At 69.0% G+C, this 26,916-nt stretch carries 24 protein-coding genes and 1 pseudogene; 12 read left to right on the forward strand and 13 right to left on the reverse strand.

Features of this window, described 5'->3' with window-relative positions:
* Position 1 precedes the first annotated feature (1 nt).
* Positions 2-7,861 carry a WXG100-like domain-containing protein gene (locus tag AC0662_RS12160; protein ID WP_478300325.1) on the forward strand — a complete coding sequence of 2,620 codons (7,860 nt, stop codon included), beginning with the start codon at positions 2-4 and terminating at the stop codon, positions 7,859-7,861.
* A 44-nt stretch (positions 7,862-7,905) separates the two neighbouring features.
* Here the strand turns inward: AC0662_RS12160 and AC0662_RS12165 are convergent, their stop codons facing one another.
* Positions 7,906-8,499, reverse strand: coding sequence for a TIGR03086 family metal-binding protein (locus AC0662_RS12165; RefSeq protein ID WP_478300327.1), 594 nt, complete (start codon positions 8,497-8,499; stop codon positions 7,906-7,908).
* A 52-nt stretch (positions 8,500-8,551) separates the two neighbouring features.
* On the opposite strand from AC0662_RS12165, the gene AC0662_RS12170 reads away from it, so the two are divergent.
* The 5 genes from AC0662_RS12170 to AC0662_RS12190 all read left to right on the forward strand — a co-directional run bounded on the left by AC0662_RS12170 (position 8,552) and on the right by AC0662_RS12190 (position 11,574).
* Entirely contained in the window at positions 8,552-8,971 is a 420-nt protein-coding gene (locus AC0662_RS12170) for a MarR family winged helix-turn-helix transcriptional regulator (protein WP_452197302.1), read from the forward strand.
* 99 nt (positions 8,972-9,070) lie between these two features.
* Positions 9,071-9,898: a hypothetical protein gene (locus AC0662_RS12175; protein WP_478300330.1), complete on the forward strand. Its 828-nt coding sequence runs from the start codon at positions 9,071-9,073 to the stop codon at positions 9,896-9,898.
* Positions 9,899-9,994: 96 nt separating this feature from the next.
* On the forward strand, positions 9,995-10,375 hold the full coding sequence (locus AC0662_RS12180) for a DoxX family protein (RefSeq protein ID WP_478300332.1): 381 nt from the start codon (positions 9,995-9,997) through the stop codon (positions 10,373-10,375).
* 30 nt (positions 10,376-10,405) lie between these two features.
* Entirely contained in the window at positions 10,406-10,915 is a 510-nt protein-coding gene (locus tag AC0662_RS12185; protein WP_452197305.1) for a sigma-70 family RNA polymerase sigma factor, read from the forward strand.
* A complete protein-coding gene (locus AC0662_RS12190; RefSeq protein WP_478300334.1) occupies positions 10,912-11,574 on the forward strand; it encodes an anti-sigma factor family protein in 663 nt (220 codons plus the stop codon). Before AC0662_RS12185 ends, AC0662_RS12190 begins: the two co-directional genes overlap by 4 nt.
* Before the next feature lie 356 nt (positions 11,575-11,930).
* Here AC0662_RS12190 and AC0662_RS12195 read toward each other — a convergent pair whose 3' ends face one another.
* Together AC0662_RS12195 and AC0662_RS12200 are read right to left on the reverse strand one after the other, a co-directional pair.
* Positions 11,931-12,170 (reverse strand): hypothetical protein, encoded by a 240-nt coding sequence (locus tag AC0662_RS12195; RefSeq protein WP_452197307.1) that lies wholly within the window; start codon positions 12,168-12,170, stop codon positions 11,931-11,933.
* A gap of 51 nt (positions 12,171-12,221) precedes the next feature.
* Positions 12,222-12,920, reverse strand: a complete 699-nt coding sequence (locus AC0662_RS12200; RefSeq protein WP_478300336.1) for an ArsR/SmtB family transcription factor — start codon at positions 12,918-12,920, stop codon at positions 12,222-12,224.
* Between the two features lie 66 nt (positions 12,921-12,986).
* On the opposite strand from AC0662_RS12200, the gene AC0662_RS12205 reads away from it, so the two are divergent.
* Entirely contained in the window at positions 12,987-13,610 is a 624-nt protein-coding gene (locus tag AC0662_RS12205) for a flavin reductase family protein (protein ID WP_478300338.1), read from the forward strand.
* Here the strand turns inward: AC0662_RS12205 and AC0662_RS12210 are convergent.
* Positions 13,580-13,882 carry a helix-turn-helix domain-containing protein gene (locus AC0662_RS12210; RefSeq protein WP_452197310.1) on the reverse strand — a complete coding sequence of 101 codons (303 nt, stop codon included), beginning with the start codon at positions 13,880-13,882 and terminating at the stop codon, positions 13,580-13,582. The two genes, AC0662_RS12205 and AC0662_RS12210, sit on opposite strands and share 31 nt — an antisense overlap.
* A gap of 66 nt (positions 13,883-13,948) precedes the next feature.
* Here AC0662_RS12210 and map point away from each other — a divergent pair, with 66 nt between their 5' ends.
* Positions 13,949-14,725, forward strand: a complete 777-nt coding sequence (gene map, locus AC0662_RS12215; protein ID WP_478300341.1) for a type I methionyl aminopeptidase — start codon at positions 13,949-13,951, stop codon at positions 14,723-14,725.
* A gap of 15 nt (positions 14,726-14,740) precedes the next feature.
* Here map and AC0662_RS12220 read toward each other — a convergent pair whose 3' ends face one another.
* Genes AC0662_RS12220 through AC0662_RS12240 form a run of 5 tightly spaced genes read right to left on the reverse strand, consistent with a single transcriptional unit; the run spans position 14,741 to position 18,111 of the window.
* The gene (locus AC0662_RS12220; protein WP_452197312.1) at positions 14,741-15,526 is read right to left on the reverse strand and encodes an arylamine N-acetyltransferase family protein; all 786 of its coding nucleotides are present in this window, start codon (positions 15,524-15,526) and stop codon (positions 14,741-14,743) included.
* A gap of 24 nt (positions 15,527-15,550) precedes the next feature.
* Entirely contained in the window at positions 15,551-15,946 is a 396-nt protein-coding gene (locus AC0662_RS12225; RefSeq protein WP_478300343.1) for a VOC family protein, read from the reverse strand.
* An 11-nt stretch (positions 15,947-15,957) separates the two neighbouring features.
* On the reverse strand, positions 15,958-16,308 hold the full coding sequence (locus AC0662_RS12230) for an SgcJ/EcaC family oxidoreductase (RefSeq protein WP_478300345.1): 351 nt from the start codon (positions 16,306-16,308) through the stop codon (positions 15,958-15,960).
* Entirely contained in the window at positions 16,305-17,399 is a 1,095-nt protein-coding gene (locus AC0662_RS12235) for a YbfB/YjiJ family MFS transporter (protein WP_478300347.1), read from the reverse strand. Before AC0662_RS12235 ends, AC0662_RS12230 begins: the two co-directional genes overlap by 4 nt.
* A gap of 1 nt (position 17,400) precedes the next feature.
* On the reverse strand, positions 17,401-18,111 hold the full coding sequence (locus tag AC0662_RS12240) for an SDR family NAD(P)-dependent oxidoreductase (protein WP_478300349.1): 711 nt from the start codon (positions 18,109-18,111) through the stop codon (positions 17,401-17,403).
* Positions 18,112-18,240: 129 nt separating this feature from the next.
* Between AC0662_RS12240 and AC0662_RS12245 the strand changes: the two genes are divergently transcribed.
* Positions 18,241-19,170, forward strand: coding sequence for a LysR family transcriptional regulator (locus AC0662_RS12245; RefSeq protein ID WP_478300351.1), 930 nt, complete (start codon positions 18,241-18,243; stop codon positions 19,168-19,170).
* Here the strand turns inward: AC0662_RS12245 and AC0662_RS12250 are convergent.
* Entirely contained in the window at positions 19,154-19,933 is a 780-nt protein-coding gene (locus AC0662_RS12250) for a GntR family transcriptional regulator (protein WP_452197318.1), read from the reverse strand. The genes AC0662_RS12245 and AC0662_RS12250 overlap by 17 nt on opposite strands.
* 252 nt (positions 19,934-20,185) lie before the next feature.
* On the opposite strand from AC0662_RS12250, the gene AC0662_RS12255 reads away from it, so the two are divergent.
* Positions 20,186-21,211, forward strand: a complete 1,026-nt coding sequence (locus AC0662_RS12255; RefSeq protein ID WP_452197319.1) for a YeiH family protein — start codon at positions 20,186-20,188, stop codon at positions 21,209-21,211.
* Here AC0662_RS12255 and AC0662_RS12260 read toward each other — a convergent pair.
* Positions 21,196-23,004 (reverse strand): glycoside hydrolase family 2 protein, encoded by a 1,809-nt coding sequence (locus AC0662_RS12260; RefSeq protein ID WP_478300353.1) that lies wholly within the window; start codon positions 23,002-23,004, stop codon positions 21,196-21,198. The two genes, AC0662_RS12255 and AC0662_RS12260, sit on opposite strands and share 16 nt — an antisense overlap.
* A gap of 167 nt (positions 23,005-23,171) precedes the next feature.
* Here AC0662_RS12260 and AC0662_RS12265 point away from each other — a divergent pair, with 167 nt between their 5' ends.
* Positions 23,172-24,395: an aldo/keto reductase gene (locus AC0662_RS12265; RefSeq protein WP_478300355.1), complete on the forward strand. Its 1,224-nt coding sequence runs from the start codon at positions 23,172-23,174 to the stop codon at positions 24,393-24,395.
* On the opposite strand, the pseudogene AC0662_RS12270 reads toward AC0662_RS12265, so the two are convergent.
* A pseudogene (locus AC0662_RS12270) lies at positions 24,362-24,850 on the reverse strand (class I SAM-dependent methyltransferase); the annotation flags it as partial. The gene AC0662_RS12265 and the pseudogene AC0662_RS12270 sit on opposite strands and share 34 nt — an antisense overlap.
* 32 nt (positions 24,851-24,882) lie before the next feature.
* Positions 24,883-25,362: a GNAT family N-acetyltransferase gene (locus AC0662_RS12275; RefSeq protein WP_478300357.1), complete on the reverse strand. Its 480-nt coding sequence runs from the start codon at positions 25,360-25,362 to the stop codon at positions 24,883-24,885.
* Between the two features lie 183 nt (positions 25,363-25,545).
* On the opposite strand from AC0662_RS12275, the gene AC0662_RS12280 reads away from it, so the two are divergent.
* Positions 25,546-26,526, forward strand: coding sequence for a TRM11 family SAM-dependent methyltransferase (locus AC0662_RS12280; protein WP_478300359.1), 981 nt, complete (start codon positions 25,546-25,548; stop codon positions 26,524-26,526).
* The last annotated feature ends 390 nt before the right edge of the window (positions 26,527-26,916 follow it).

Raw genomic sequence — 26,916 nt, forward strand, 5'->3', positions numbered from 1 at the left:
AGTGGGCTGGCATCTGCCGGGGTGGCTGAAGGCGATCCTGGAAGGCGGGTACGAGCCGCAGGCCGATGAGGACAAGCTCTATGCGCTCGCGGACCAGTACGACCTGTGCAAGAAGTACCTGACCGAGGCGCTGCCGGGCCGGATCGACACCGCCGCGAACGGGTTCGGGGCGGCGTACCACGGAGAAGCCGGAGCGGCACTCGAGGACTTCCTGAAACGGTATGCGCGCAACAAGGATTTCCAGGGTCCGGCGACACTCGCCGACTCGGCGGGATACGTGGCCGAGTTCCTCCGGACGATGGGGGACACCGTCGTCCGGACCAAACGCGAGTTGCTGATCATCGGCATCGTCAGCTGGATCACGATCCTCGCCGGGGTCGGGCCGATCCTCGGCACGCTGATTCGCAAGATCGGGCAGGAAGGCGTCAAACAGCTGCTGCTGCTGATGCTGAAGAAGCTGGTGAACCGGGAGGCGCGGAAGCTGCAGCAGAAGATGCTGCTCGAAATGCTGACGGCCGGCACCAAGCAGACCACCAAGTTCGTCTTCAGTCGCGAGATGGTACCCAAGGTACTGGGCGTCGTCGGCGGTGAGCTCGCCGACGAGCTCATCCCGCACGCGGTGGCAGGCTGGTGGGGCAAGCTGACCGGCCAGGACCGCCGACTCGCCGTCAACAGCGACGGCCAACCCCAGTTGGACTCCCAGCAGCGGTTCGTCATGACGCACGACTGGGATTGGCGGGGTACGGCGATGACCGCGGCGGGTGCTGTGGTCGGCGTACCCCTGTCGCACGGTCTCGGGATCGGCCTAGCGAAGGTGCCGATCGGGAAACTGGCGCGAACGTTCGGAAACAACGCGATCACCTCACCGCTGGCGAGCTCACTCACGTCGCTGGGTTTCGGCGAGGGCTGGCACACCCCGTCTCTGCAGGACGCCTGGATCGCCGGCGCCCACGGGGCCGCCCGCGGTTCCACGGCCAGTGATGTGCACGGCCCGCTCGAATCCATCGGAGAGGCGGTCGGCGAGTACGTCGGCCACAAACTCATCTCGGCCCTGCCCGGCGGGCACCCACCGGCAGGTCCCGATGGCGGCGTGCTCCATTCCCCGTCCGTCAACCACAGCACGACGGCGGACCTCTCCCAGGAGACCGCACCCGGCCTTGCCCACAACGCCGCGGCGAACCTCGGCCAGAACGCTGCCCAGAACTCGTCGCAGGCGGCATCCCAGGTTTCAGCGGCGGGCACCGTTGGTCAGTCCGCTGTGGCTCCTTTGACCTCAACCACTCCGTGGACGGCCGCCGGCCGCGCATCGGCCCAGGTCGGCGTGGCCGCTTCCGTCTCCCAGCAATCCCGTACCGAGCAGGAGCAAGCCCTCCGCCGCGACCCTGCAGGACAATCTACGCCGCCGGCGGACAACGGCCCGGGTGACAACACCGACCACGAAGTCACCGAGGCCACCGAGCCAACCGCTTCTAGCCCTTCCAGCCCAGCTTCACGGTCCTCCGACCCGTCGCTTCCTGCGGATCCGTCGGTCCAAGGCAGCCCGTCGGCTCAGACCGCCCAGTCGGCAGAGGCCGCCCCACCGGCGGCCGCCCCGAGCTCGCCGGATACCGCGTCACCGCAACCTGCCGCAGCTCTCGCGCAGTCCGCCACAACCGCTCAGACACCAACGTCGACCGATCAGCCGATCGAGGTCGCGCCAGTTCTCGCAGCCCAGGCCTCACCTGCGCCGCCCCCGGTCGCTCCGGTCGCGCCGCCGACTGCAGGTACCTCCACAGACGGGGGCGGTGCGACCGTTGTCCGCGGTGGCGCGCCCGAGCTGGACCCGGCTGGGCCTGCGCGCCCGTCCCGGGCCCGCCGCGCCTTCGCCGGCCTGCGGCGTGGCGGCGTACATCCGCAGCTCCCCGGCGGACGGGACCGGGCTTTCGTTGCCGATGACAATCACCTGCTGTACGGCGATCGTGCGGTCACCCCGCACGAGCTCGCCACCCTCGCGCGTCGCGCGAACCCGGAGATCGTCGTCGACCAGCGGAGTGCGGCCGCCACCGCCCTGGCCCAGAAGCTCGCCGACATCACCGGTCAGGACGTCGTACTCCGGTCCTCGGACGGAACCGAGGTACTCACCCCCACCGACGACCGTGCGGCGCGGCCCGACGGGGTCGTCGTGCCGGAGGACGGCAAGCTGGTCCGCAAACCGCGCGCCACGTCGGCGCACGGGATCGAGGTCGAGGTGAGTGAGGCAAACCTCGGGCCGCGCCTGGGGGCCGGGCGTTCGAAGACGGCGTTCGCGTTCTTCGACAAGGTCGTCCTGGTCGCCCACCCCGGCGTCTCCCTCGCTGCCGAGATCGACCAGACCAACAAGCTCCGCGCCCTCCCCGGCGGTGAGGACGTGATCGCGCCGATCCACGCCCACATCACCTTGTTCGGTCGCGACGCGATCGTGGTCGACCGCTTCGAGGCCAGCAGCCACGAGATCCTCGACGAGGAAGCGCCCGACCCGGACTCACGCGTCACCCGTCCCGGCCTGCCCACCCAGGCAACCGTCGACAGCCTCCGAGCCCTCCGCGCCTTCGCCCTCGAGAACCATGTCCTCCCGGGCGACCTGCAGTTCGCCATCACCCCCGACGGCCGCTTCCGCGCGTACGACGTGGACGGCACCCGCCCCGTCACGGGCCCGCAGGACCCTGCACTGACCACCCTCAACGCCTGGCTCACCTGGGCCGAAACCCAACTCGACAACACAACGCCCAGCACCACCACGCCCAGCACCTCCGCGCCGAACACCTCCGCGCCGAACACCTCCGCGCCGAACGCAGCTCCCCCCAAGTCCCCGCCTCGCATCATCCGTCGCCGGCCGTCGTCGGGTGTGGACGACTCGGGGAGGGCCAGGCTCCGGGGTCCGTCGGACGAGGCTCCCGGGCCGCGCGAGGACGATGTGGTGCCCGCTGTGTTGCGAGGTGTTGCGGCGTACCAGGGCTTGTCCGCGGCCGAGCAACTGCGGATTCGGGAAGCCATCCTGCGGTTGGCCGGTGGCGACCCGGTGCTGGTCGAAGGGTTGCGGGTCGTGCTGGAGAGCCCGGGGCTGCGTGAGCTCGGGCCCGCGGAACTGCTCGCCGAGATCGAAGGGTGGAACGACTACAACGCGCTCTTCGACCGAGCGATCGAGCTCGGGGCACAGGTGCTCGGCTCGCCGCAGGAGCAGGACGTGGAGGGCGGGGCGTCGCACTCCTGGGACGACGCCACGGACCTGGGCGAACTCACGTCGCTGCCGGAGAAGATGAGTGTCAGCGGCCGCCGCGGCAAGGTGTCCACGCTGGACGAGCACGCCGTGTACGCGATCGTCCGGGACGGGGTCGAGTGGATCACCAAGCTGTTCCCCGAAGGCGTCGGTCCGGAAGGCGACCGACTGCGCAAGCTGATCGCTCAGGAGTTCAACGGACTCGTCGCCGCGGCGGGGACCGGCTACGGGCCGACGCCGTACGGGCTGGTCCGGGCAAGGATCGGCGACACAACGTACATCGGCCTGGCCATGGGGCGGGTGCAGGGCGCGATGGTGCACGATTCCGCGCCGTCCGATCCGGCCGCGGCCGCCGAGTACACGCGCGCTCGCGAGGCCGTCACGTTCAACACCGTGCTGCAACTGCACCAGTACCTGCGCCGACTGGGCAAAGCAGCGTACGACTCCGACGGCGAACTGCAGCCGCTGATCGACCCCGACAACGGGAACTTCCGGGTCATCGACTGTGAGGACGTCCTGCCGTTCGTCGACGATCCGATGTTCCACGAGTACCTCGCCGCGCGCGGACTCAGCGAGGAGAGCCGGAACATCCGCGACCGACTGATCGCAGCCGCCATCGAGAACGCGCGCCGGGCTCGGGATCGCGAACGCCGGCTGGCGGACCCCGTCGACGTGGGCGGGCTGACGGCCGATGAAGGCGGGCTGACCGTGGACGCGGTACAGCAAGCGCTGGACGCCGTACGGGCCCGCCTGCGGCTACCTGACAACATCACGCTGAGGTTCGTGGTCGCGGCGAACAACGACGAGCTCGCTGACAAGTACGGCATCCCGCCGACGACCGCCCCGCGACCCGGGTACTTCCGGATGGACAACGGTATCGGCGTGGTCTACCTGTCCGCGCGGAATCACACGTCGCCGGCGGATGTCGCCGCGACCGTGTGGCACGAGGTGATCGGGCACTACGCCTGGCACCTGTTCAGCGCGCGGACACGGGCCGATCTGCTCGCCATCGTCCACCGGCTCCGCGCCCTGCTCCCGGAGCTCTCCGCCGAGATCGACGAGTTGTACGTCGATCAGCCGAGTGATGTCCGTGACGAGGAGTTCCTCGCTCGCGTGGTGGAGGACGGCGTGCCGCGACGCATCGTCGGGGTCTTCAACGCCTTGCTCGCGACGCGGATCGGACCCCTCCTCGTCCATGTCGGTGCCATTGACAACGAAACGCTGGAGATCGCCCGCCACAAACACGAGCTGGCCCCGGTGTACCGGATCCTCCGCCTCCTCCTCCGAGCCGTCCGCGCCAACCGGCCGGTCGTCAACGACAGCCTCCCGGAACGTTCCCGGCTGTTCCGCGAGCATCAGGACCAGCCTCGCGGAGGTGCTGGCAGCATTCACCGCAGCGAGTTCCGTGGCGACGGGCGCGGTACGCCGGACGAGCCCGCGGTACGCGCCGCTGTCCACCATGCGCTCCCGCAAATCGCCAGGGCGGTCAGAACGATTCGTGCCGACGTGCTGGCGATCGGCCTTTCCGGGAAACAGATCACGATCACCCTGCGCGATGGGGAGAAGATCACGATCGACCTCGACGTGTCCAGCACCTTCACAGACGCGGGCCCGGTTCGCTGGGAACGGACCGCTCGGGAGGGCGACTGGGCCCGGATCACGCTCTCGCCGCAGGCCAGTGACGAGGTCGCCGGGCGAGCGATCGCCCATGCGGTCGCCGCCGTGATGTCGGCGTACGGCGGGCAGTCGTCCGACGACCAGGAACGAGCCGGACGACAGGCCGAGGTCGGTTACTTGGTCGAGCAGATCGAGCGCGGCGGGTCGCCGTACCGCCTTCGGAAGGAGTTGCGTCTGCTACTCGATCACATGAGTAAGCGGCAGGGGCCGCCGCTGCCGATCGGTCTGCAACTGCGGGTCGAGGAGGTCCTGCACCGCAGTCGTGTCCGCGCCTGGGTCGCAGACACCCTCGTGCCCTGGGTCGACAAACAGGAGGACCGGGCGACGAAGCCCGGGCTCCTCGGGACGAAGGAGTTGCCCGGCGGAGCCCGCGCGAAGGTTGCTTCGGATCCGACCGTGGATCGCTTCCTGCACAGGCTGTTCCAGCATTTCGCGAACCAGCCGGACGTCGCTGTCGGTCCGGGGGAGTCCGCGAGCCGAGAGAAGACGCTGCGCGACATGCCCGTCCTCAAATCGCTCGTCACGGCGCACGGACCGGCCGCCGCCGCTGCGCTCGGGAACCTGACTCCGGCCCAGTTCACGCCCCAGCAGGCCGATCAGCACGCTGTAGCTGGGTTGTTCGACAGGCTGCGCGGACTCGTCGACCAGTGGCAGAACGCCGAGTCCTGGCGGCAGCGTCGCCGGGCCGCGCGGCAGTTCGCCGAGATGGCGGATGCGCTCGGCGTGATCGACCACGACGATCTCCGGGCGGCGCTCCCGCACGATCTCGCGACCGCCGTGGCCGAGATCGAACCAGGGATGCTCCAGCGGATGAATCGCTTCGCCGGCCAATGGCTCCCGGATCTGGGTGCCGAGATGTGCTTCACCTTCGCGGAGATCATGCCGGCCAGTACTGCGACGGCGCTCGTCATCGCCGGACAACAGGACGGCGGCTTGCTCGCCACCACGATCTTCGTCGGCGGAGCGATCGCCGTTCCGTTGCGCGCGGCCCTCAGCCGGTACGTCGCCGTGCTCGAGGACCTCGTGATCACGGCCCGGAGGAACTACCGCCAGGAACAGATCGAACGTTTCCAATCCATCCGCCGAGCAGAGATCGACCGCGAGATCCGCACCGCGGGCCGGCGAGTCCTCGCCTCGGCCGCCGAACACACCGGACAGGTGATGCCGACAGATCAACCGGACGCGCCGCGGCCCGAAGTGACGCCGCCCGCGGTGGAGGCGCCACCGTCGGTGGTGCCGTGGTGGACCTTCGCGGCGCAGAGCACGATCTCGGTCGCCGTCGCAGCGGCGCCGATCGTGGTGGTCGCGTCGCCGCTGCACCTGTCGCCGATGGTCTTCGCGGCCGGGATCGGGGTGGCCGCCGGTGTCTTCGGCTCCGCGCAGTATGCCTTCGCCCGGATCCAGGCGAGGTTGGACGACGAGCGCCGGATCCGCGACTTCTACCACCGCAGCCGGCGGCAGTTCATCGGCGAGCTCCGTCGCGCCGCCGACGAACTCGTCCGGCTACAGGCCCTGGGCAAGCAGTACGGCGACTCCGCGATCCAGCTGCCGTCGCTCGCCGTGGCCCCGTTCGCAGATCATCTCGGCCGCGGCGTCGTCCCAGGCAAGCTACCGTTCGCCTTTCGGGAGGTGCTGCTGGGCGTCGTGCCGATGGTCTACCGGGCAGTCGGCCTCGCCGCGAAGCATCAGCTCGCCACCTCCACCGCCACTCTGCTGGAAGCGGTGCTCCGGGTCGGCGCGACCAGTGTCGTCTCCGGCGTCGTCGAGTTCTTCCACGCCCAGGCGAACCGGCACGCCTTCGACCGCCGCATGCACAACTGGCTGGAGCTCTTGCGCACCGAGGTCCAGAAGCGCGTCGAGCAGACGGCCGACCCCGTCCTCGCCCGACTGGATGCCCTGCTGGCGAATCCGTCACTCGGCACGATCGGCATTCCGTCGCTGCGGCCCTGGTCGCCAGTCGTCCACCCCGAACGCGAAGCCACCACGAACCGGCGGTGGTACGCCGTCGGTGCCGCCTCGATCGCCGCCGCCGGTGTCGGACTGTCCGCACTGATGGTGTTCCGCTTCCACGTCGATCCCTCGTACCTCGGGTTCGCCGCAATCACCGCCGCGTCCCTGCCGTTCAGCTATTACGCCAAGTACCTGCGGCGCCGGATGGGGGTCAGGGCGGACTTCGACGAGCGGGATCGCGCGGCCGAGCGACGCGCCGCCACCCAACTCGATCGGGAGCAGGCCGCGGCCACCGACGCCGCCTTCCGGGTGGCCCGCCTCGAGGACGTCGTCCACGGCTTGCCGCCGCGCAGCCGACCTGCCCCGACGACCGACCTCGGCCGGTTCATCGAGTCCGAGCGCCGCGACGACCACCCGTCCACCGAGCTCAGCCGGCTGCTGGCCCGCCTCGAAGACCTGGACGCCGAACACCAACGCGTCCTGAAGCGCTACGACACGCACCAACCGACCGACCTCAGCCAGCTCACCGAAGTCCTGCTCGCCATCTCGAGCACGCTCTCGGAGTACGCCGATGCCTCGCACGAGCTAGGTGTCGATCCCCATCTGCGACGTGGCGGTCCGATGAACATCCCCATGAGCGCCTCGGTCCTGCACCACGACCCGCTCAACGGACGCAACCTGACGGACCAGACCTGGGATGCGAACCGCCCGATCCGGCCGAGTGTCGAGGCGGAACGCGCCGCCTTGATCGCGGCCAAGATCCAGCAGGTCACCGGCAATCGGTACAGCCCGTACTCGCTGGCGCAGATCCGGCTGGCGGCAAGCACCGGGGACCAGTTGGTCGACATCGCGGCCGACCTGGTCGCCGCCGCGGAACGTCGTCGCGGGCCACTCTGGAGTCGCGGCCCGCGCAGCGTCGCAGCCAAGGTCGACTTCCGGCGCAGCCTGGTCGCCGACCAGGCCCGCGCCATCCCGGCACGCCTGATCGGGCACGGCTGATCGAGTTCGGCTGATCGAGTAGGGCTGATCGGGTAGGGCTGGGCTCAGTTCGGCCAGGTGGGGTTGCGGCCGAGGTGGGTGAGGATGCGGGCGAGGGGGTCGGGGCCGGACCACGGGATGGCGGGGGCGAACGGCGTACCTGGGGTGGTGCGGACCTCGCCGGTGGGGACGACCTGGGCTACGGCTTCGGCGGCATCGAGGGTTTCAGGGGTGAAGGAGACCGTCGTGCCGAGGGCGGCCGCGACGTCCCAGCTGTGGACGATGTAGTCGATGAAGTGGAAGCTCACGGCCTGGGCGCCGGGGAACGACGCGTCGGGGCCGAACTCGGCGAGCGTGAACGTGCGGTCCGCCACGCCGGGTTGGGCGAAGGCGTCGAGGACGTGTTCGGCGGACGCGATGTACGCCTTGACCGGGTCGTCGCCGAGGTCGCGGAGTTTCCAGATCGCGGGGTCGGACTCGCCGCGGGATGCGGCGGCGAACCCGTAGTGCTGGGTGGCCATGTGGGCGAGCAGGCCGTACAGGGTCCAGGCCCGGCACGGGGTCGGCCGGGCGAGGTCGGCGGTGGTCGCGGTGCCGGCGATGTCGATGCTGACGCGGACGGCTTCGGCGTCGAGTGCGATGTAGTCAATAGTAGGCATGCGCTTATCGTAAGTGTCAGCATATGATTGCGCCAGTGCTACCTTTTCGAACATGGCCACCGAGCGTCCCGATCTGGCAGCGATGCTGTATCCGCTGGTGCGGGAGCTGATCGCGCTCGAGATGCCGGTGCTCGCCGCGCACGAGGTGTCGATGTGGGGCTACTCGGTGCTCACTGCGCTGGACGAGACCCCGGTCCGCACCCAGGCCGCCCTCGCCGAGGCGATCGGTGCGGACAAGTCCCGCATCATCGGCACCCTCGACGAGCTGCAGAAGGCCGGCCTGATCGACCGCACCCCCGACCCCGACGACCGCCGCGTCCGGCTGCTCTCGATCACCACCCAAGGCCGCCGGGTACGCCGTGCCGTCCGCAAGGACATCCAGTCGCGCGAGGAGAGCGTCCTCGACTCGCTCTCGGCAGCCGACCGCAAGACGTTCATCCGCATCCTGCACAACCTGCACGCGTCACGCTGACTGCCCGCGTCACGCTGACTGCCCGCGTCACGCTGACGATGGAGCCCGTTCCCTCCCGCGGGTGATCCGGCCGCCGCCATGGCTCAACAGACTGTCTGCATGAGGCGAGCAGTGCTGGCATGGGCGATCGCGTACGGCGGTCTGCGGGTCTGGTTCGCGACGGGTCATGCGCCCGGGTGGAAGTTGCCCGGTGACGATCTGCTGATCCCGAACTGGGCAGCCGTCGCTGCTTGCCTGATCACCGCAGTGGCCGTACTGAAGATCCACCCAAAGTTGCTCTGGGCACTCGCCGCCGGCTGGGTCGCAGCCGCCGGATTCCTGCTCCTCGATGTCGTCGCCGCGATTCTGCCGGGTCTGGGCATTCCCTTCGATCCGCTCGGAATGCTCACCCGCCTAGCCGCCGTCGCCGGCGCCGTCCTCCTCGCCCTCACGGCCAGAGCCCATCAGCCGATCCCCAAGCCCTGGCCCAGTTGGCTTTCGACAGCCGGCGCGGTCGCAGCGGCGGTCGGCTGCCTGACCAGGCTGGCCGCTCAAGCAGCGGTCGGCTTCAACCAGACGCCGTACGGCGGCAACTTGTCGCTGATGCTGTTCGAAGGCGGGTTCCTGATGGTCGGGACAGTTCTGCCGTTTCTCCTCGCGCATCCGATCGGCCGCCGGTTCCCGCGGTGGTTGCTGCTCCTTCCCGGGTTCACGATCGGCGTCGGCATGACGGCGTACTTCGGTGTCGGTCTGATCCAGATGGTCGTCGCCGCGCTCCAGGGTGAACCGGTCTACGGCGACGTGGGTCTCCCGGACAGCTTCTTTTGGGTCGCGGTCCCGGCGTACGTCGTCTGGGGCGCCGGGCTGCTCGTCGCGGCGCGCGGGTACCAATTCGCCACCCGGAAGACAATCGATTCGGAGTGTGATCTTCGCTTCACGCAGCGTTGAACCAAGTGGAGCGTTCAATCGTTCGAACCAAGCACAGACCACAACCGCCCCAAGGAGTGAGGCCCTGTGCAGGTGCTGGAGCGTTTTCAGAGAGAAGTGACTGGTGTCTTCCGGATCGTCGTCGGGTTCCTGTTCGCGACCCACGGCGCGGCCGCGTTGTTCGGCGTCCTCGGGACCGAGCAGGTCGGGCTGCTCGTCTGGCCGTCCTGGTGGGCGTCGCTGATCCAGGCCGTCGGCGGTGCGCTGGTGATGATCGGGCTCGGCACCCGGTACGCCGCGCTGCTGTGTTCGGGCTCGATGGCGTTCGCGTACTTCACCGTGCATCAGGAGTCTGCTTTGCTACCTGTGCAGAATGGTGGCGAGAAGGCGGCGCTGTTCTGCTTCGCCTTCCTGCTGATCGCTTTCCTGGGCAACGGTGCCTGGTCGGTGGAGCGGGCAGCCAAGGAACCCGTACGAGCGACCGCGGCCACCGACTGATCCCGAATGTCCGACAGAGCAGGAGCGCCGATGGCCGACGACCGGGCGGCGCTGCTGCGCGAGCTGCACGACGTGCACGCTCCCGCGCTGTGGCGGTTCGTCGTCCGGCTCACCGGTGACGACCGGCTCGCCGAGGACGTCGTCCAGGAGACCCTGCTCCGGGCGTGGCGGCGGCCGCACATCCTGTCCGAGGACGAGGCGGGGGCCCGGGCCTGGCTGTTCACGGTGGCGCGCAACCTGGTCATCGACGACCGGCGCAGTGCCCGGGTCAGCCGGGAGGTTGCCAGTGACGACCTTCCCGAGAACCCGAGCGCCGACCACGCGAACGCCGTACTGGATGCCTGGCTGGTGGCGGAGTCGCTGGCGCAGTTGTCGGAGGAACATCGGCAGGTGATCGTGCGCGCGTACTACGGACGCCGTACGGTCACCGATATCGCCGAGGAGTTGGACATCCCGTCGGGCACCGTGAAGTCGCGGCTGCACTACGGGCTGCGGGCGCTGAAGCTCGCGCTGCAGGAGAAGGGGGTGACGAGTCAGTGAATGACCCGTTCCGGGAGTGGGACGCGGCGTACCTGCTCGGCGCGTTGTCGACGACGGACCGCCGCGCGTACGAGGAGCATCTGCAGACCTGTGCCGAGTGCTCGGCCGACGTGGCGTCCCTGGCCGGCGTCCCCGGGGCGCTCGCCGCGCTGCCGGCCGACCGGGCGCTGGCCACCGTCACCGTCGACCCGCCGAACCTGCTGCCCGGCCTGGCCCGCAGCGTCCAGCGCGACCGCCGTAAGCAGCGGCTGCGCTTCGGTGCCCTGACCACCGGGATCGCGGTCGCCGCCGCCGCGATCGGTGTGGTGATCGCGATCCCACTCACCCGCGACCAGCCGAAGGGCGATTACGTCGTCCTGGCCCAGACGGTCAACAGCAAACTGTCCGCCGACGCCCGCCTGGTCCCCGAGCCCTGGGGGACGACGATCGAGATCAGCTGCCGGTACGACGAACTCGCGACGCCGAGCGAACGCACGCGCGGGTATGAGTTGTACGTCACAGATGCCTCGGGCAAGGTTCAGCTGATCGCGAGCTGGACCTCCTCGCCGGGGACCACGGTGAAACCGGCGGCCACCACGAAGTTGAAGCGCAGTGAGATCCGGGCCCTGGACATCCGCAGCTCGGAAACCGGCCGAGTGGTGCTGGCCGTTCATTTCTGAGAGCGCATGACTACGCCGGGTCGGGGCACTGGGGAGGTCAAGAACGGCGGTCGCTCGAGAGGCCACCGATCGAGACCCCGGTGTTCAGGGACGTGCACCGGGGTCGCCGTTCGTCCGGGTGCTTCGCGGGCAGCGCGGCGCCGTGATCGGTTCGTAAGAAACTTGGGCAAACCTGTAACACTCGGGCCGTCACAGGCGATACACCGTGTGTAACGCCACTGAGGATCTCGTCCCAGGTCGTCCGCCCGAAGGGCCTGGGCCGAGGTTCTCGATGCTCATGAGGCGCCAGGCAGCGTTACGACGCGAAGGGCCCCCGGTGATGTCCACCCGGGGGCCCTTCGCGTCGCGTTCCCTCCCTAGGACGCTTTCTCAGTCGGGCCGTTCGACTCGGGGAGAGCGATCCGGTCCGCCGGGAGGCGTTCCGTCCGCTCGTGTCCGTCGTCGCCCTCGTACTGCACCAGAGCGGTCCATCCCGACTCCTCGTGGTCGCGGCCGATCAGCCAGCCGCGACGCCACTGGCCGTCCGCAAGGACGATCACATGGCTGGGCAGAGGGAGTCGGGACACCAGATCGGTGCCGGGCTCGAACTCAGTCATGGCCGAAGGCTAGGTGCAATCGCCGCTGAGCGCCTCCTGAGAGCGTGTTCCTCACGCACTTCTCAGAGTCCGGACGACGCCGCTCGGCAACCCGAACTCCCGTACCGCGCCGTCGACCTTCAACGCGCGACCGCCCGGGATATGTGTCACCCAGCCGTGCCGGAGTGCGTGCGCACACAGCGCCGCTCCGACCGCACCGGCGATATGTGGTCGCCGTTCGGTGACGTCCAGACAGGATCGGACGGCGGGCCGGCCGCGGCGCGCCTCGACCGTGATACCGAGATCTTCCAACCAGGCTTGGCCTTCCGGCGTCATCGCGATCCCGTCGGACCATTCGATCAGGCCGCGTTCGGTCATCGCGTCGGCGAGTGCGACGCCGAGCTTCCCGGCCAGATGGTCGTAGCAGGTCCGGGCCCGTGCGAACGCGTCCCGCTTACTCACCGCCGACAAACTGTTCGCGACTTCGGTACGCCGTGGCGCCAGCGCCGCAAGCCCTTCGATCAACTCGGCAGTGTCCGGTCCGGCAAGTCGCACGTACCGGTGCCGCCCCTGGCGAACCTCGGTCAACAGCCCACCCATGACCAGCACGTTGAGGTGCTCGCTGATCGTCGGCCTCGACACCTTCGCGACCTTGGCCAGTTCGCTCGCGGTCCACGCCCGCCCGTCGAGCAGTGCCAGACAGACCGTCGCGCGTGTTCCGTCGGCCAGCATTCGCGCCCAGCCGGCCAGCTCCACACCTTCGGCAGTCATACCCCCATCATGCCGCCGCGACAGTTCGGCACCCACCTAACCGTCCGGTGCATAGCGTCGATCGACGTGACCCACCTGACGATCGAACCTTCCATCCTGTACGTCGGTACGCCCGTCGCCCTGCTCAGTACGAGCAATGAGGACGGCACCGTGAACCTCGCACCGATGTCGTCCGCTTGGGCACTCGGGGACGTCGTAGTACTCGGGGTCGGAATGTCCGGGCAGACGGCCGTCAATCTGCGGGCCCGGCCCGAGGTCGTGATCAACTACCCGTCGCCCGAGCAGTGGCAGGCGGTCGAACGCATCGCCGACCTGACCGGGCGTACTCCGGTGCCGGACCACAAACGGGCGCGCTTCCGGCACGAGCGCGAGAAGTTCGCCGCTGCCGGGCTCACCCCGGTCGCGTCCGAATGCGTCGTACCGCCGCGGGTCGCCGAGTGTCCGTTGCAGTTCGAGGCGTCGGTCGTGCACTCGGAGTTGGATGCTGAGGGCAACTTCCTGATCGCGCAGGCCCGGGTCCTGCGGGTGCACGCGGACGAGCGGATCGTCGTCCCCGGGACGTCGTACGTCGACCCGCGGGCGTGGGAGCCGCTCGTCTACAACTTCCGTCACTACTTCGGACTCGGCCCCGAGTTGGGGGCGTCCTTCCGCAGCGAGACCTACGAGGCGAACCGCTCGCGGGCGGTGTGACCGGAACGGGCCGGTGCCTTGCCGCGGTCGGGCGGGTTGATCTCGGCCCACACCTCGTCGAGGGAGAGGCCGAGAACGTCGGCGATCGCGGCGATGGTCGAGAAGGCCGGCGTCGCGACCCGGCCGGACTCGATCTTCCGTAGGGTCTCGGGTGAGACGTGCGCGTCGAGCGCGGTCGCGAGCATCGATCGCTCCCCGCGCGCCCGGCGCAGCAGGGCGCCGAGGCGTTGCCCGCGCTCGACGTCCGCGGGAGTGAGCGGCAACCTGACCATGAACCGATTCTAATACCGGGATAGTATGGCCGGTATAGTTATTGGTATCGCGAGAAGGACGCCCGCATGATCGAGATCCTCAGCCCCACCGAAGTCGCCCGCGCGAAGGACACCGGCGCGCTGGTCGCCGGCATCCTGCAGACCCTCAAGAGCCGGAGCGCGGTCGGCACCAACCTCCTGGACATCGACCGGTGGGCGCAGGAGATGATCGTCGAGGCCGGAGCGCAGTCCTGCTACGTGGACTACGAGCCGTCCTTCGGGCGCGGGCCGTTCGGCCACTACATCTGCACGGCGGTCAACGACGCCGTACTGCACGGCTTGCCGTTCGACTACCAGCTTGCCGACGGCGACCTTCTGAGTCTCGACCTCGCCGTCCTGCTGGGCGGCGTCGCCGCCGACTCCGCGATCAGCTTCATCGTCGGCGACTCGAGGCCCGCGGAGAGCGTCGCGCTGATCACCGCGACCGAGCGCGCCCTGGCTGCGGGCATCGCCGCTGCCGGGCCGGGGGCTCGGATCGGCGACCTCTCGCATGCGATCGGCACGGTCCTCGGCGACGCGGGGTACTCGATCAACGTCGAGTTCGGCGGCCACGGCATCGGCTCGACGATGCACCAGGACCCGCACGTGTCGAACACCGGACGGCCCGGCCGTGGGTACAAGTTGCGGCCTGGCCTGCTGCTCGCCCTGGAGCCGTGGGTGATGGCCGACACCGCTGAGCTCGTCACCGATGACGACGGGTGGACGCTGCGCAGCGCGACCGGCTGCCGGACGGCGCACAGCGAGCACACGATCGCCATCACCGAGGACGGCGCCGAGATCCTCACGCTGCCCAAGGGAGCGTGAGGCCGAAGCCCCCCGTCAGACGAGTTCGAGGCGGTCGATCTCTTCCTCGCTGAGGACGACATCGAGGGAGGCGAGCACGTCCGGAAGATCCCGCGGCGGGACCGCGCGTTCCGTCGTACGGCCGTCGGCGTGTTCGACCGTGAGAGTGTCACCGACCAGTCGTCGTACGACGCCGTCGGCGACGCGCATCACGACGGGGCGGCCGGTGAACGGCGAGTTCGGATGCGTGGAGACGTAGTGGTGGTAGACCTCGTAGTCGATCGGGCGGACCGGCTCGTCGTTGGACGCGTGTTGCGGGACCCAGCCGTCCGCGGTCTGCTTCGACAGCGTCCAAAGGTCGCCGTCGAGCGTCAGGCGATGGTCCCAGCCGGCCTGGTCGATGACCGCGCCGTCCTTCAACGGAGTCGGGTAGAGCTGACCGGCGCCGAACCCGACGTCCGCGAGGAACTCCTGCCCGTCGGCCCCGACCTTCAGCAGTGCGTGCGTCCGCGGGCCGGACTTGTGTGGTTGGACCCGCGCGACCCGCCGTACGACGTCGAAGCCGAGCTGCTCAAGCGCGGCGCCGAACAGCAGGGCGTGCTCGTAGCAGTACCCGCCACGCTGCCGTCCGACCAGCTTGGCCTGGATCGCGTCGAGCGTGATCCCCGGATGCGTCCCGAGGATCACGTCGATGTTCTCGAACGGGATCGCGAGCACATGCGCGCGATGCAGGCTGCGTAATGCGTCCGCGGACGGGGCGACCCGGTCGTGGCCGATCCGGGCGAGGTAGGCGTCCAGGTCGAGGCTCTCGATGTTCCACATGTGCGCTACCTCAACACTTCCAGTTCACTTGAGGTCAAGCTCGGTGAACAGCGTGAGCTGGATGCCGCCGGGTGTCTCCAGGCGGGCGTTCAACGAGTTCCACGGCGTCCGGGTCGGTGCCGCGACGACGGTCGCGCCGGCGTCGGCGAGCCGCTGCGTGGTCGCGGCCGAGTCCTCGACCTCGAACGCCACCCGGTACTTCCCGGCCACCCGTCGGCCGACCTCGACCTCGTCGATGAACTCGGCCTGCCCCGGGTCCGCGATCTCCAGCGTCGCCCGCTCGACCTCGAGGATCACCACCCGCCCGTTCTCCGAGGAGTACGACGCCCGCTCGGGCAGCCCGAGTACGTCGCGGTAGAACGTCACCGCCTCGTCGTAGTCCTCCGCCGTCACGACCAACCGCAGCTCTTTGACACTCATGCGGTCAGTATCTACAACTTCGAGACCTGGTAGTGGGTGATCAGCCAACCGTCACCGGTCCGCCGGAGCAGCACGCTCAGGTTGACGGTCAACGTGGGCCGGTCGGTGAAGGTGAAGTCGACGGTCAGGTACCCGAGGATCAGGTCGTCCGAGAGCTGCCGGGTCTCGAGGATCCGGTACTGCGCGGCCATCCCGAGCGGCTGCGATTCGTAGTACTCGCGGACGGTTTCCCGGCCCACGCCGTACGGGTGCAGGCCCTGGAAGATCGCGTCCTCGGTGAAGAGGGCCGCGACGCGTTCCGGAGCGTGGGCGTCGACACCGGACTTCCATTGGTCCAAGACGCTGGTGAGGATGTCGTTCATGCAAGTCTCCTTGAGGGGTGGCGGACCAGCAGCGCGGCGGTCGCGGCGAGAGCTACGACGGCGGCGCTGACCAGGAGCGCCTGGTGGTATCCATGGTGGAGCAAGGGTCCGACCGCCAGCGGGCCGATGATCTGGCCGAGGCTGTAGCCGGTGGTGAGGATGGCGACCGCGTGCGGGACCTGGAGTTCGGCGCCGATCGCGAGCGCGAGGTTGGCGACGCCGAGGAACGTCGCGCCGAAGAGCGCGGCGGAGATCAGGGCGGCGGCGACGCCGTGGACGACGGTGGGCAGCGCGATCCCGACCGCCTGCAGGAGTAGCGCGATCAGCAGGAGCCTCGATCGCGACCAACGCCGGCTGAGCGCGGCCCAGATCGCGGTCGAGGGCAGGGCTGCCAGGCCGACGATGATCCAGGCGCCGTTGCCGACCGGGCCGGAGGCGGTTTCGTTGATCGCGGCAACCAAAAAGGTCCCGGCGATGATGTATCCGATTCCTTCGAGGGTGTAGCTGGTGAGGAGCGCGGTGAAGTGCCGCGATCTGCCGCCGGCCCCTTGGGTGCGTGGGGCCGGCGATCCGGCCAGCTGCCAGGCTGGGATCGTGCAGGCGATGGTCAGTACGGCCGTGATCCACCACGCCGTACGCCAGTTGCTGCCGATCAGCACCGCGCCCGAGAGCGCGATACCGGCGCCGACGCCGCCGAAGGTCCAGCCCACGTGGTGACTGCGCAGCCGGGGGAGTACGGCGCTCACCGCGATCACGAACACCAGCGCGCTCGCGACCCCCGCGATCAGTCGGAGGGCGAACCAGAGCGGACCGCTGTGGCCCACCGGCATCAGTGCGAGGGTCGCGGTGAGGATCAGTAGGGACAGCCGCAGCGTCCAGCGGGAGTGGACCAGTCGCGGCGCGACGACCGCGGCCACCGCACCGGCGAGGTAGCCGGTGTAGTTGGCGGTCGCGAGTGCCGCTCCGAGTCGCGGGGTCAGGCCGGCCTGAGCGTGCATCAGCGGCAGGATCGGGGTGTACGCGAACCGCCCGATCCCCATCCCGCCGGCCAGCGCCGCCGCGCCTTGTCCCGCCAGACGCCAAGGCTTCATGTCAGTGACCTGCCTGCTGACCGCCGTCGACGTGCAGTACCTCGCCGGTCACGAACTTCGCGCTCTCCAGGTACGTGACCGCGTCGACGATCTCGTCGATCTCGCCGAGCCGGCCGACCGGGTGCAGGGCCGCCAGGAACTCGTGCGTCTCCTGCGGATGCATCGGCGTACGGATGACGCCGGGCGACACCGCGTTCACGCGGATGTTGCGGGTGGCGTACTCCGTGGCGAGCGACTTGGTGACCGAGTTCAGGCCGCCCTTGGTCAGTGCCGCGAGGGCCGCGGGCACGGAACTGAAGGCGTGCTCGGCGAAGCTGGTGGTGATGTTGACGACGTGCCCGCCGTCCTCGTTGTCCAGCATCGCGGCGATCGCGCGCCGGGTGGTGTCGAAGAAGCCCCGGAGGTTGAGGCCGGCGACCTGCGCGTAGTCCTCGTCGGTGTACTCGGTGAACGGCTTCGCGACGAAGATGCCGGCGTTGTTGACCAGGGTGTCGATCCGGCCGAAGGCTTCCAGGCCTTGTTCGATCACGGTCGTGCCGATGCCGGGCTCGGCGAGGTCGCCGGGGACGGCCAGTACCCACGGGTCGTCGGACCGCTGGATGGTCCGCGAGTTCGCGACCACGGCGTAGCCGAGCTTGCGGTACGCCGTGACGAGGCCGGCGCCGATCCCCTGGGAGGCCCCGGTGATCACGGCGACTTTCTGGGAGTTCATGGTTCTCGCTTTCTCGAGTGGATGTACTTCGATACTCGTCGAACCATTGGGGGTTTTCCACGACCGCTTTGCTCCCAGCTGAGAGGCTCGGCCTACTAGCGTTCCGAGCCGGGACACTAGGCTTCGGCCGTGGAGCTGCGGCAGTTGCGGTACTTCGTGGCGGTCGCCGAGGAACTGAACTTCGGCCGGGCCGCGGCTCGCTTGCACATCGCCGGGCCGTCGTTGTCGCAGCAGATCAAGTCGCTCGAGCGGGACCTCGGCGTGCGGCTGTTCGAACGCGATCGGCGGACCGTGACGCTGACGCCGTACGGCGAGACGTTGCTGCCGCAGACGCGGGCGCTCCTGGAGCAGGCCGACGCGTTGCGGCGTACCGCTCGGGGGTTCGCGGCGAGTGAGCCGGTGCGGTTGGGCTATGTCAGTTGGCGGCCGCTGGATCTGGCCGAGCGGGTGTCCGGGGTGGCGCAGTTGCTCGTCGATGCCTGGGTGATGCCGTCGCACACGCAGGCCGGGCGGGTCGCGGACGGGAGCATCGATCTCGCGATCTGCTGGGCGCGCGCGACGGACTTGGCCGAGCAGGAGCTGTCCGGTCAGCTGCTGGGTGCGGACCGGCTGTTCGCGGTGGGGCGTGACGAGTCGCCGGTACGAGCGGCCGACACGGTGGTTCTGGTGGATGCGGACACCGCGGCGTGGGCGTCGTGGAACATCTACGCGATCGAGTTCGCGCGGGCAACCGGTGCGTCAGTGGTCCGGATCGACGACCACGGCATCACCGGTCCCGCCTTCTACGATCACGTACGCCGACTCGGTCGCCCGGTGATCAGCTCGCCCAAACGCGACGCGACGCCGTTGCCTCGAGAGTTCGTACGCCGACCCGTGGTGGATCCGGTGCCGGTGTGGACGTCGGCCCTGGTGTCGCGGCGGTCCGAGACGCGTCCCGCCGTACTCGCGGCTGTCGAGGCGCTGACTCAGGATGTGGCGGTCGACTTCGACCCGGCAGTGGGCTGGCTGCCGTCGGATGATCCGTTCCGGGAACGGTTGGGGGTCACCACGCCTGGGTGAGGGCGGTGGTGGCCGGCATCAGGCGGTAGCCGGCGTGCGCCGAGAACTCTGCTGACAAGGCGAAGCGGTCGCCGCGGACCAGCGTATGGCGCCATTCGACCGGGCGGTTCTGGGTGCTGCCCTGGCGAATGATCGAGAACACCGCGGCGTCGTCGGGGCAGTGCAGGAGGGCGCGTTCGGCGGGGGCGGGGTTCACGGCGCGGATGTCTTCGCGGCCGTGGTCGAGGTTGATGCCAGTGCGTTCGGCCAGCTCGTTGTAGAGGCTGGTGTGGGTGAAGTCGGCGTCGAGAAGTGGCTCGGCGAGGGTCGCGGGGAGCCAGACGCGGTCCAGGGCGAGGGGTTCGTCACCGGCGTACCGGAGGCGCTCGAGGTAGACGAGCGGGATGGACTCCTCCAGGTCGAGGCGGGCCGCGACCACACCGTCGGCGCGGACGTCGAGCGCGCGGACGACGCTGCGCTGCGGGAGGCCGGACTCCTCGACGGACGAGAACAGGCTGTAGAGCGCGCCCATCGGCTGGCGGATCTCCGGCGCCGTCGCGACCCGGGGCTGGCGGCCGCGCTCGGCGACGATCAGCCCGTCGGTGCGCAATTGGCCGAGGGCCTGGCGGACGGTGTGCCGGCTGACCGCGTACTCGTCGACCAGCGCGAGCTCCCCCGGGAACGCGTCGTCGAACTCGCCGGACCGCAACCGCCGGACCAGATCCGCCTGCAACTGCTTCCACAACGGATCCCCGGCAGCCCGGTCGAGCCTGCGCGTGTTCACCCAGTTCCTCCCAGGGTTTGCCAAATGTCCGGTCATCTCCTACCGTAAATGTACGCACATTTCCGCAGGAAGGACCGGCTAGTGGTGCACGTCGAGGTTAGGTCACCCAACCCCCACCCCGCCGCTCCCACCAGTCCCGACCCCGCCGCAGTCGACCCCGCCACCGCCGGGTCCGCGGACGCCGAGCCCGCCACTGCTGCGGCTTCTGCTGTTCTGCCAATCCACCGTCGCCTCGGCTCTGCCGTGTGGCGAGTGCGGGGGTTGGTGATCGTTTTGGGGCTGACCGCCGTCGCGGTGCCCCTCGGGCGGTTGGTGCCGCTGGTAGGTGGCCCGGTTTTCGGAATTCTGCTCGGCGTACTCGCCGGCTCCTTCATCCCGGTACTGCGCTCCGACGCCTGGCGCCCGGGCTACGACTTCGCCTCGAAGACGCTGCTCCAGCTGTCGATCGTCGTACTCGGCACCGGGCTCTCGCTGCAGCAGGTCGCCCGCGTCGGCGTCTCCTCGCTGCCCGTCATGCTCGGCACCCTCGCGCTCGCCCTCGGCGGCGCGTGGCTCTTCGGCCGAATCCTCGGCGTACGCGGCGACACCCAAACGCTCATCGGCGTCGGTACCGCGATCTGCGGCGGCTCGGCGATCGCGGCGGCCACCGCGGCGATCGGCGCCAAGCGATCCTCGGTCGCCTACGCCCTCGCGACGATCTTCACCTTCAACATCGTCGCGGTCCTGACCTTCCCGCCGCTCGGCCATCTGCTCAACCTGAGCCCCGAAGCCTTCGGGCTCTGGGCGGGTACGGCGGTCAACGACACCTCGTCCGTCGTCGCGGCCGGTTACGCGTACAGCCAGCAGGCGGGCGACCAGGCGATCGTCGTGAAGCTGACCCGGTCGCTGACGCTGATCCCGATCGTCCTCACCCTGGTGGCTCTCAAGATCCGCCGCGAGAACCGCGCGGCGCGGGCGCTGAACGCCACCTCCACGGGCTCGTACGAAGGCGCCACGGCCTCGATCCGCAAACCGTTGCCGTGGCGCAAACTCGTCCCGCTGTTCCTGATCGGCTTCATCGCGGCGGCGGGGCTGCGCTCCGCGGGCGCCGTACCCGAAGCCTGGTTGCCGACGCTGACTGTGATCGGCAGCACGATGATCACCGCCGCGCTCACCGCGATCGGTCTCTCGCTGCGACCGCGCGAGCTGCGCGACGCAGGACCCAGGCCGCTCCTTCTCGGTGCGATTCTCTGGGTCCTGGTCGCTGTCGGCAGCCTCGGACTTCAGTCCTTCTCGTAAGCGGCCTGACGCTCCTGAACCGCCTTGATCCGCGGTACGTCGAGCTTGTTGCTGCGGTCGAAGTTGTAGATGCCGTTCTCTTCCTGGAAGACGTCGGTCAGCTGCGTGTAGCAGTAACCGAACATCAACTCGTTGTCGAGCAGCGCGTCGATGAGACCGGCGAAGCGCGTGTAGAACTCCTCCTCGTTCGCGACCCGCTGGCCGTAGCCCCAGGACTCGGCGCTGCGGCCGTCCTGACCGGCGGCCGCCGCCTCGGCGTTCCACCAGATGCCGCCGAACTCGCTGCAGAAGTACGGCTGACCGTCGTACGCCAGGGAGATCGGCTTGCCCTCGGGGCCGCCGGTGTTCCCGTACGGGTTGTCGTTGATCAGGTCGGCCATCTGCTTGGCAAACTCGGCCGGGTCCTGCTCGTAGTTGTGCGAGTCCCAGACGTCGGTCTCCGGCACGCGGTGCGAGTACCCGGACGCGTCCAGCACCGGCCGGCTGCTGTCGGCGGCCTTGGTCGCGAGGAACATCGCGCGGGTGACGTCGTCCAGCTGGGTGATCCGGTCGTGCAGCAGCTGGTGCGTCTCGTTCAGCGGGCACCAACCGACGATGCTCGGGTGGCTGTAGTCGCGCTCGACCGCCTCGAGCCACTGACCGACGTACGTCGCGGTCGGCTGCTGGTTGTCGTCACCGGTGTGGCCGACGCCGGAGCCCCAGTCGCCGAACTCGCCCCAGACCAGGTAGCCGAGCCGGTCCGCGTGGTACAGGAAGGTCTCTTCGAAGACCTTCTGGTGCAGCCGCGCGCCGTTGAAGCCCGCCGCGATGCTGAGCTCGATGTCGCGGACGATCGCCTCTTCGGACGGGGCGGTCATCAGGCTCTCCGGCCAGTAGCCCTGGTCCAGCACGAGCCGCTGGAAGACGTGCTTGCCGTTGATCAGGATCGCCTTGCCGTTGATCGACACCGAGCGCAGACCGGCGTACGAGTCGGCGGTGTCCGCGACGTTGCCCTCGGCATCGATCAGCTCGATGCGGACGTCGTACAGGTGCGGATCCGTGGTGTCCCAGAGCCGGACGCGGTCGGCCGGAACCTGCAGGGTGAGGCGCGGGGCCAGGTCGAGGTCGGCGCGCACCTCGGCGATCGCGACCTCGCCGTCGGCGTCCTTGAGGACGGCGCGGACCTTGTAGCCGGCCTTGTTCGCGGACAGCGGGGCCTCGAGGTGGAAGCTGGAGCCGGCCACGTCGGGGGTGATCCGCGGGCGCTTCAGGTGCACCGTCGGCACCGCTTCGAGCCAGACGGTCTGCCAGATGCCGGTGGTCCGGGTGTAGAGGCAACTGTGGTTCGCGTACAGCTGGCTCTGCTTGCCGCGCGCCTGCGGGCCGCGGTGGGTGTCGCGGGCGCGGACGACGATCGTCGCCTCCTCGCCGGGCTGGACGACGTGGCGCAGGTTGGCGCTGAACGGGGTGAACCCGCCGCGGTGCCGGACGACTTCCTGGCCGTTCACCCAGACGGTGGCGTCGTGGTCGACGGCCTGGAAGTGCAGGACCGCCTCCTTGCCGGCCCAGTCGGCGGGGATCGTGACGGTGGTGCGGTACCAGACCGCCTCCATGAAGTCGACGTCCTCGATCCCGGACAACTCGGTCTCCGGCGCGAACGGTACGACGATCCGCTGCGTCAGCTCCCGATCACGCAGGCCGCGCTCCAGCCCGGAGTCCGACCGGTCGATCTCGAACTGCCACTCACCGTTCAAATTGACCCATTCGGGCCGAACGAACTGCGGACGTGGGTACTCCGCGCGAGGCTGCGACATGAACTCTCCCGTGATGCTGTGTGGTGGGGTCGCCAGCACTTTACAACGTTGAAATAGGGTCAGCAACGGTGAGTTCCGAGAAGTGGGTACTCGCATTACCCGCAACGGGAGGAACTCCCACGGCGGGGCGCGCCGGGTTGACTGGTCCCCGACGAAAGGACGGTGTGATGCAGTACACGAGACTTGGTACGTCGGGACTCAAGGTCAGCCGGATCGCGCTCGGGTGCATGAGCTTCGGGGACACCACCCGCGGGTTCAACCAGTGGGCGCTCGACGACACGGCCGCCGAGCCGATCTTCCGGCAGGCGCTCGACCTCGGGATCACGTTCTGGGACACCGCGAACGTCTACGGTTTCGGGACGTCGGAGGAGATCGTCGGCCGCGCGATCCGCAAGTACTCGCGGCGCGAGGACATCGTGCTCGCCACCAAGGTGCACTTCCGGATGCACGACGGACCCGGCGGCGCGGGGCTGTCGCGGAAGGCGATCATGGAGCAGATCGACGCGTCGCTCACCCGCCTCGGCGTCGACTACGTCGACCTGTACCAGATCCATCGCTTCGACCCGGAGACTCCGGTCGAGGAGACGATAGAGGCCTTGCACGACGTGGTGAAGGCCGGTAAGGCGCGGTACCTCGGGGCCTCGTCGATGTGGGCGTGGCAGCTCGCGAAGCTGCAGCACACCGCGGAACGGCACGGCTGGACCCGGTTCGTGTCGATGCAGAACCAGTACAGCCTCGCCCAGCGCGAGGAGGAGCGCGAGATGTTCGGCCTGCTCGCCGACCAGGGCGTCGGCTCCATCCCGTGGAGCCCACTGGCCAAGGGCCGCCTCGCCCGCCCCTGGGGTACGTCGACCACGCGCGCCAGCAACGACCCGGTCGCCGACCGCTTCTTCAGCGACTCCGACAAGCCGGTCGTCGGCGCCGTCCAACGAGCCGCCGAAGCCCGCGGCGTACCAATGGTGCAGGTAGCCCTGGCCTGGGTCCTCACCAACCCAACCGTCACCGCCCCCATCGTCGGCCCCACCAAACCCCACCACCTCCCCGACGCAGCCACCGCCCTCGACCTAACCCTCACCGCGGAAGAAATCGATGCCCTACAGGCGCCCTACACAACCCGCGAACCCACTGGTTTCCAAGCCGTGAACAGCCCGGTGTTGAGGAAGTCGGGCCCAAAGGTGTCCTCCCTGCCCGGCCGCACGGCGCGGAGCTCAACGGGATTGAGGGCACCGAAGATCACGCGGAGGTCGTCGAGCGAGAAGGTCATCCCGCCATACGTGTCCCCGGTGGTGACGACCTCGAGATCGCTCGGCGTCTCCATCCGCTCGTCCGCAAAAGTGACGATGCCGAACCGCCCGCCGGGCCGGACCAGCGACAGAACCCGTTGCAGGTAGGTGATCCGGCGGTGCGGCGCGATGTGGTGGAAGCAGCCGGAGTCGTACACGAGGTCGAACGTGTCGGCCGGCAGCGGATCACGCAGTACGTCGAGAGCGGTCAGTGTGACCTCGGCCGGCATGCTCGGCCGGACCACGTCGAGGAGCTCGGCGGCGAGGTCGATCCCGTCGACCGTCGCCCCCTGCTCGGCGAACCACCGCGTGTTCCGTCCGCCGCCGCATCCGACGTCGAGAACACGCTTTCCTTCGAGCTCACCGAGAAGCCCTCGCTCGTGCCAGTCGACAAGAGGTTCGTCGGGGAGCTGGGTTGCGAGCGGATGCCCAGGCGTGGTCAACAACCCGGTCCAGTACTCCGCGGCCGACGCGTGCGAACGATCGCCACGAGCGCTCGCACCCACCACCTGATCGAGCACCTCGAGCAACTGATCAACCGTGTAGATCCGGGATCCCGCCACCGCGAGATTCTATCGGCGCCCACCGTCCAGGCTCAGTGCGTGGACATACCTTGCGGCTCGATGCGCTTGCCGTAGCAGCGGGTGGTTGGTTCGGCGACGTACTTGCCCCACGGATCTACCCGCACGAATCCGCTCGACTCGTAGAGTGCGATCGCTTCGGGTTGCCGCTCGCTGGTCGACAGACGCAGTACCGGATGGTCGGCCGCGCGGGCCGCGTTCTCCAGGCCGGCCAGCAACGCGCGGGCGTATCCCCGGCCGCGCGCCGGTGGAGCGACGTACATCCGCTTGACCTCGCCGTCGCCGGCGTGCTCGGTGTCCGGGCCGAACACCTGTACGGCGCCGCACCCGACGGCACGATCGTCTCCGTCGAGCACCACGAAGTACCGTGCGCCGCTCTTGACCTGCGAGCGGCCCTCGGGCCCGTTGCGCTTGACGAGTTCGGCGAACGCGGCCTCGAGCAGGCCGGTCAGTTCGGGGTCGTCCGGTGAACGCTCCTGTACGTCGTACTCCACGCGTGCATCGTAAATCCAGGTGAGGAGGCGGCGCGCGCCATATTAAGGTGCCCGCGATGCGTTGTTTCTGAAGGCGTAGGCGCGACCGACGCGGCGGGCTCCCGGGGTGGAGTCGGCCCGATGTGACGTGCGTACGCCGCGCTTCGACTGTTCTGTCGATCGCGAGCCTTCAGGAGCCTTCTTGTGTCCGGCCTTCCCGAGCCGGGACGCGGCGTTGTTGCCCGCGTCACCGATCACCTTGTCCTGCGTACGATCGACGGCGCCGCGGACCTCCTCATCGAGGAACTCCGCGCGATGCCGTCCATCCATTCCATCCACCAGCCGTCGGCCGACACCGTGCAGTGCGTTGTCGACGGGCCGCTGGATGAACTCGCTGCCTGCGCGTTGTATTCGACGGTCGCCGTCTGCGATCTCGAGGAGTCGCTGCGGAGCGGCGTACTGAGCACTCTTCCATCGCCGATCAGATTCCGTGTCGGCGCGGACGATCCGGAGCGTCGACGGGAGTTGATCGCCGCGACCGAGCAACGATTCGGCTGGCTGAACCGGCCGCGCGACTGGGACGTCAACCTGGCCGACGGGGTTGTCGAATACGGCCCGCTCACGTGGACCCGCCGCTTCGGCGGTCCGGAACGGTTGCCCTGGTCAACGAACCTGATCGTCGCGGAGGTGCTCGTCCGGCTGGCGAAGATCCATCCGACGCAGCGTGTGCTCGATCCGTTCTGCGGTACGGGCACCATCCTGCGGTCCGTACGCCGCCGCGTCCCGACGGCAACCGTCCTGGGTATGGACCATGACCCGACCGCCCTGGCCCTCGCCGCTCGCGGTGATCTTTCGCTCGTCAGGGCCGCGGCGGAGGCGCTTCCGGTGGTCTCCCGCAGCATGGATCGGGTTGTCTCGAACCTCCCGTTCGGCAAGCAAGTAGGCAGTCATCGGGCCAACCAGCGCCTGTACCCAGCCTTCTTACAGGAGCTCGACCGGGTCCTGACCACCGACGGGCGAGCCGTCCTCCTCACAGAAGACAAGCGCACCCTCCTCGCCGCCGTCGAACGACAGCCAACGCTGAAGCTCGTGCGCCAACGCCTCCTCAGGTACAACGGCGCGACCCCAACCATCTACATCCTCAGCCGCCGCCGAACTCCGCCCAGAACCGCCCGGCCGCGATAACAGCCCAGGTGACGAATCAGCTCGATGCCACCAACCATCCGGCGACTGCTGTGTACGTTCGCACCGGTGTGCTCGGGTGGAGCACCGCCACCGTGTCGCCAGGTCGCGGAGTACCCGCAAGCTCGCGTTCGGGTCTGCGTGCGTGTGCCGGAGCGCGTTGCTGGGCGCGCTGTAGGTCGCCGCGCAGGCCGGTCTGGCGCAGCGCCTGGTCGAGGGTGACATCGGTTGATTGAGCCGCGCCGCCAACGCTGCGGGGTCCGCGATGGATGCTCTTGCCTGGTGCCGCGGCTGGTGTGCGTCCGTGTGGGCGCTGCCGGTGGAAATGCGCGCTGTACGTCGCCTGCAGGCGGGTCTGACGGAGCGCCTCGCCGAGGGGGGGCGTCCGCGCTG

Source organism: Kribbella sp. NPDC043289, from assembly GCF_056436705.1.

Bases quoted from the DNA above. Each gene is read 5' to 3' on its own strand.
- AC0662_RS12175 (WP_478300330.1), top strand. From the start codon at position 9,071: ATGAGGCGAGCAGTGCTGGCATGGGCGATCGCGTACGGCGGTCTGCGG.
- AC0662_RS12165 (WP_478300327.1), bottom strand. From the start codon at position 8,499: ATGCCTACTATTGACTACATCGCACTCGACGCCGAAGCCGTCCGCGTC.
- AC0662_RS12195 (WP_452197307.1), bottom strand. From the start codon at position 12,170: ATGACTGAGTTCGAGCCCGGCACCGATCTGGTGTCCCGACTCCCTCTG.
- AC0662_RS12220 (WP_452197312.1), bottom strand. From the start codon at position 15,526: ATGTGGAACATCGAGAGCCTCGACCTGGACGCCTACCTCGCCCGGATC.
- AC0662_RS12260 (WP_478300353.1), bottom strand. From the start codon at position 23,004: ATGTCGCAGCCTCGCGCGGAGTACCCACGTCCGCAGTTCGTTCGGCCC.
- AC0662_RS12225 (WP_478300343.1), bottom strand. From the start codon at position 15,946: ATGAGTGTCAAAGAGCTGCGGTTGGTCGTGACGGCGGAGGACTACGAC.
- AC0662_RS12170 (WP_452197302.1), top strand. From the start codon at position 8,552: ATGGCCACCGAGCGTCCCGATCTGGCAGCGATGCTGTATCCGCTGGTG.
- AC0662_RS12210 (WP_452197310.1), bottom strand. From the start codon at position 13,882: ATGGTCAGGTTGCCGCTCACTCCCGCGGACGTCGAGCGCGGGCAACGC.
- AC0662_RS12200 (WP_478300336.1), bottom strand. From the start codon at position 12,920: ATGACTGCCGAAGGTGTGGAGCTGGCCGGCTGGGCGCGAATGCTGGCC.
- AC0662_RS12235 (WP_478300347.1), bottom strand. From the start codon at position 17,399: ATGAAGCCTTGGCGTCTGGCGGGACAAGGCGCGGCGGCGCTGGCCGGC.
- map (WP_478300341.1), top strand. From the start codon at position 13,949: ATGATCGAGATCCTCAGCCCCACCGAAGTCGCCCGCGCGAAGGACACC.
- AC0662_RS12185 (WP_452197305.1), top strand. From the start codon at position 10,406: ATGGCCGACGACCGGGCGGCGCTGCTGCGCGAGCTGCACGACGTGCAC.
- AC0662_RS12230 (WP_478300345.1), bottom strand. From the start codon at position 16,308: ATGAACGACATCCTCACCAGCGTCTTGGACCAATGGAAGTCCGGTGTC.
- AC0662_RS12240 (WP_478300349.1), bottom strand. From the start codon at position 18,111: ATGAACTCCCAGAAAGTCGCCGTGATCACCGGGGCCTCCCAGGGGATC.
- AC0662_RS12265 (WP_478300355.1), top strand. From the start codon at position 23,172: ATGCAGTACACGAGACTTGGTACGTCGGGACTCAAGGTCAGCCGGATC.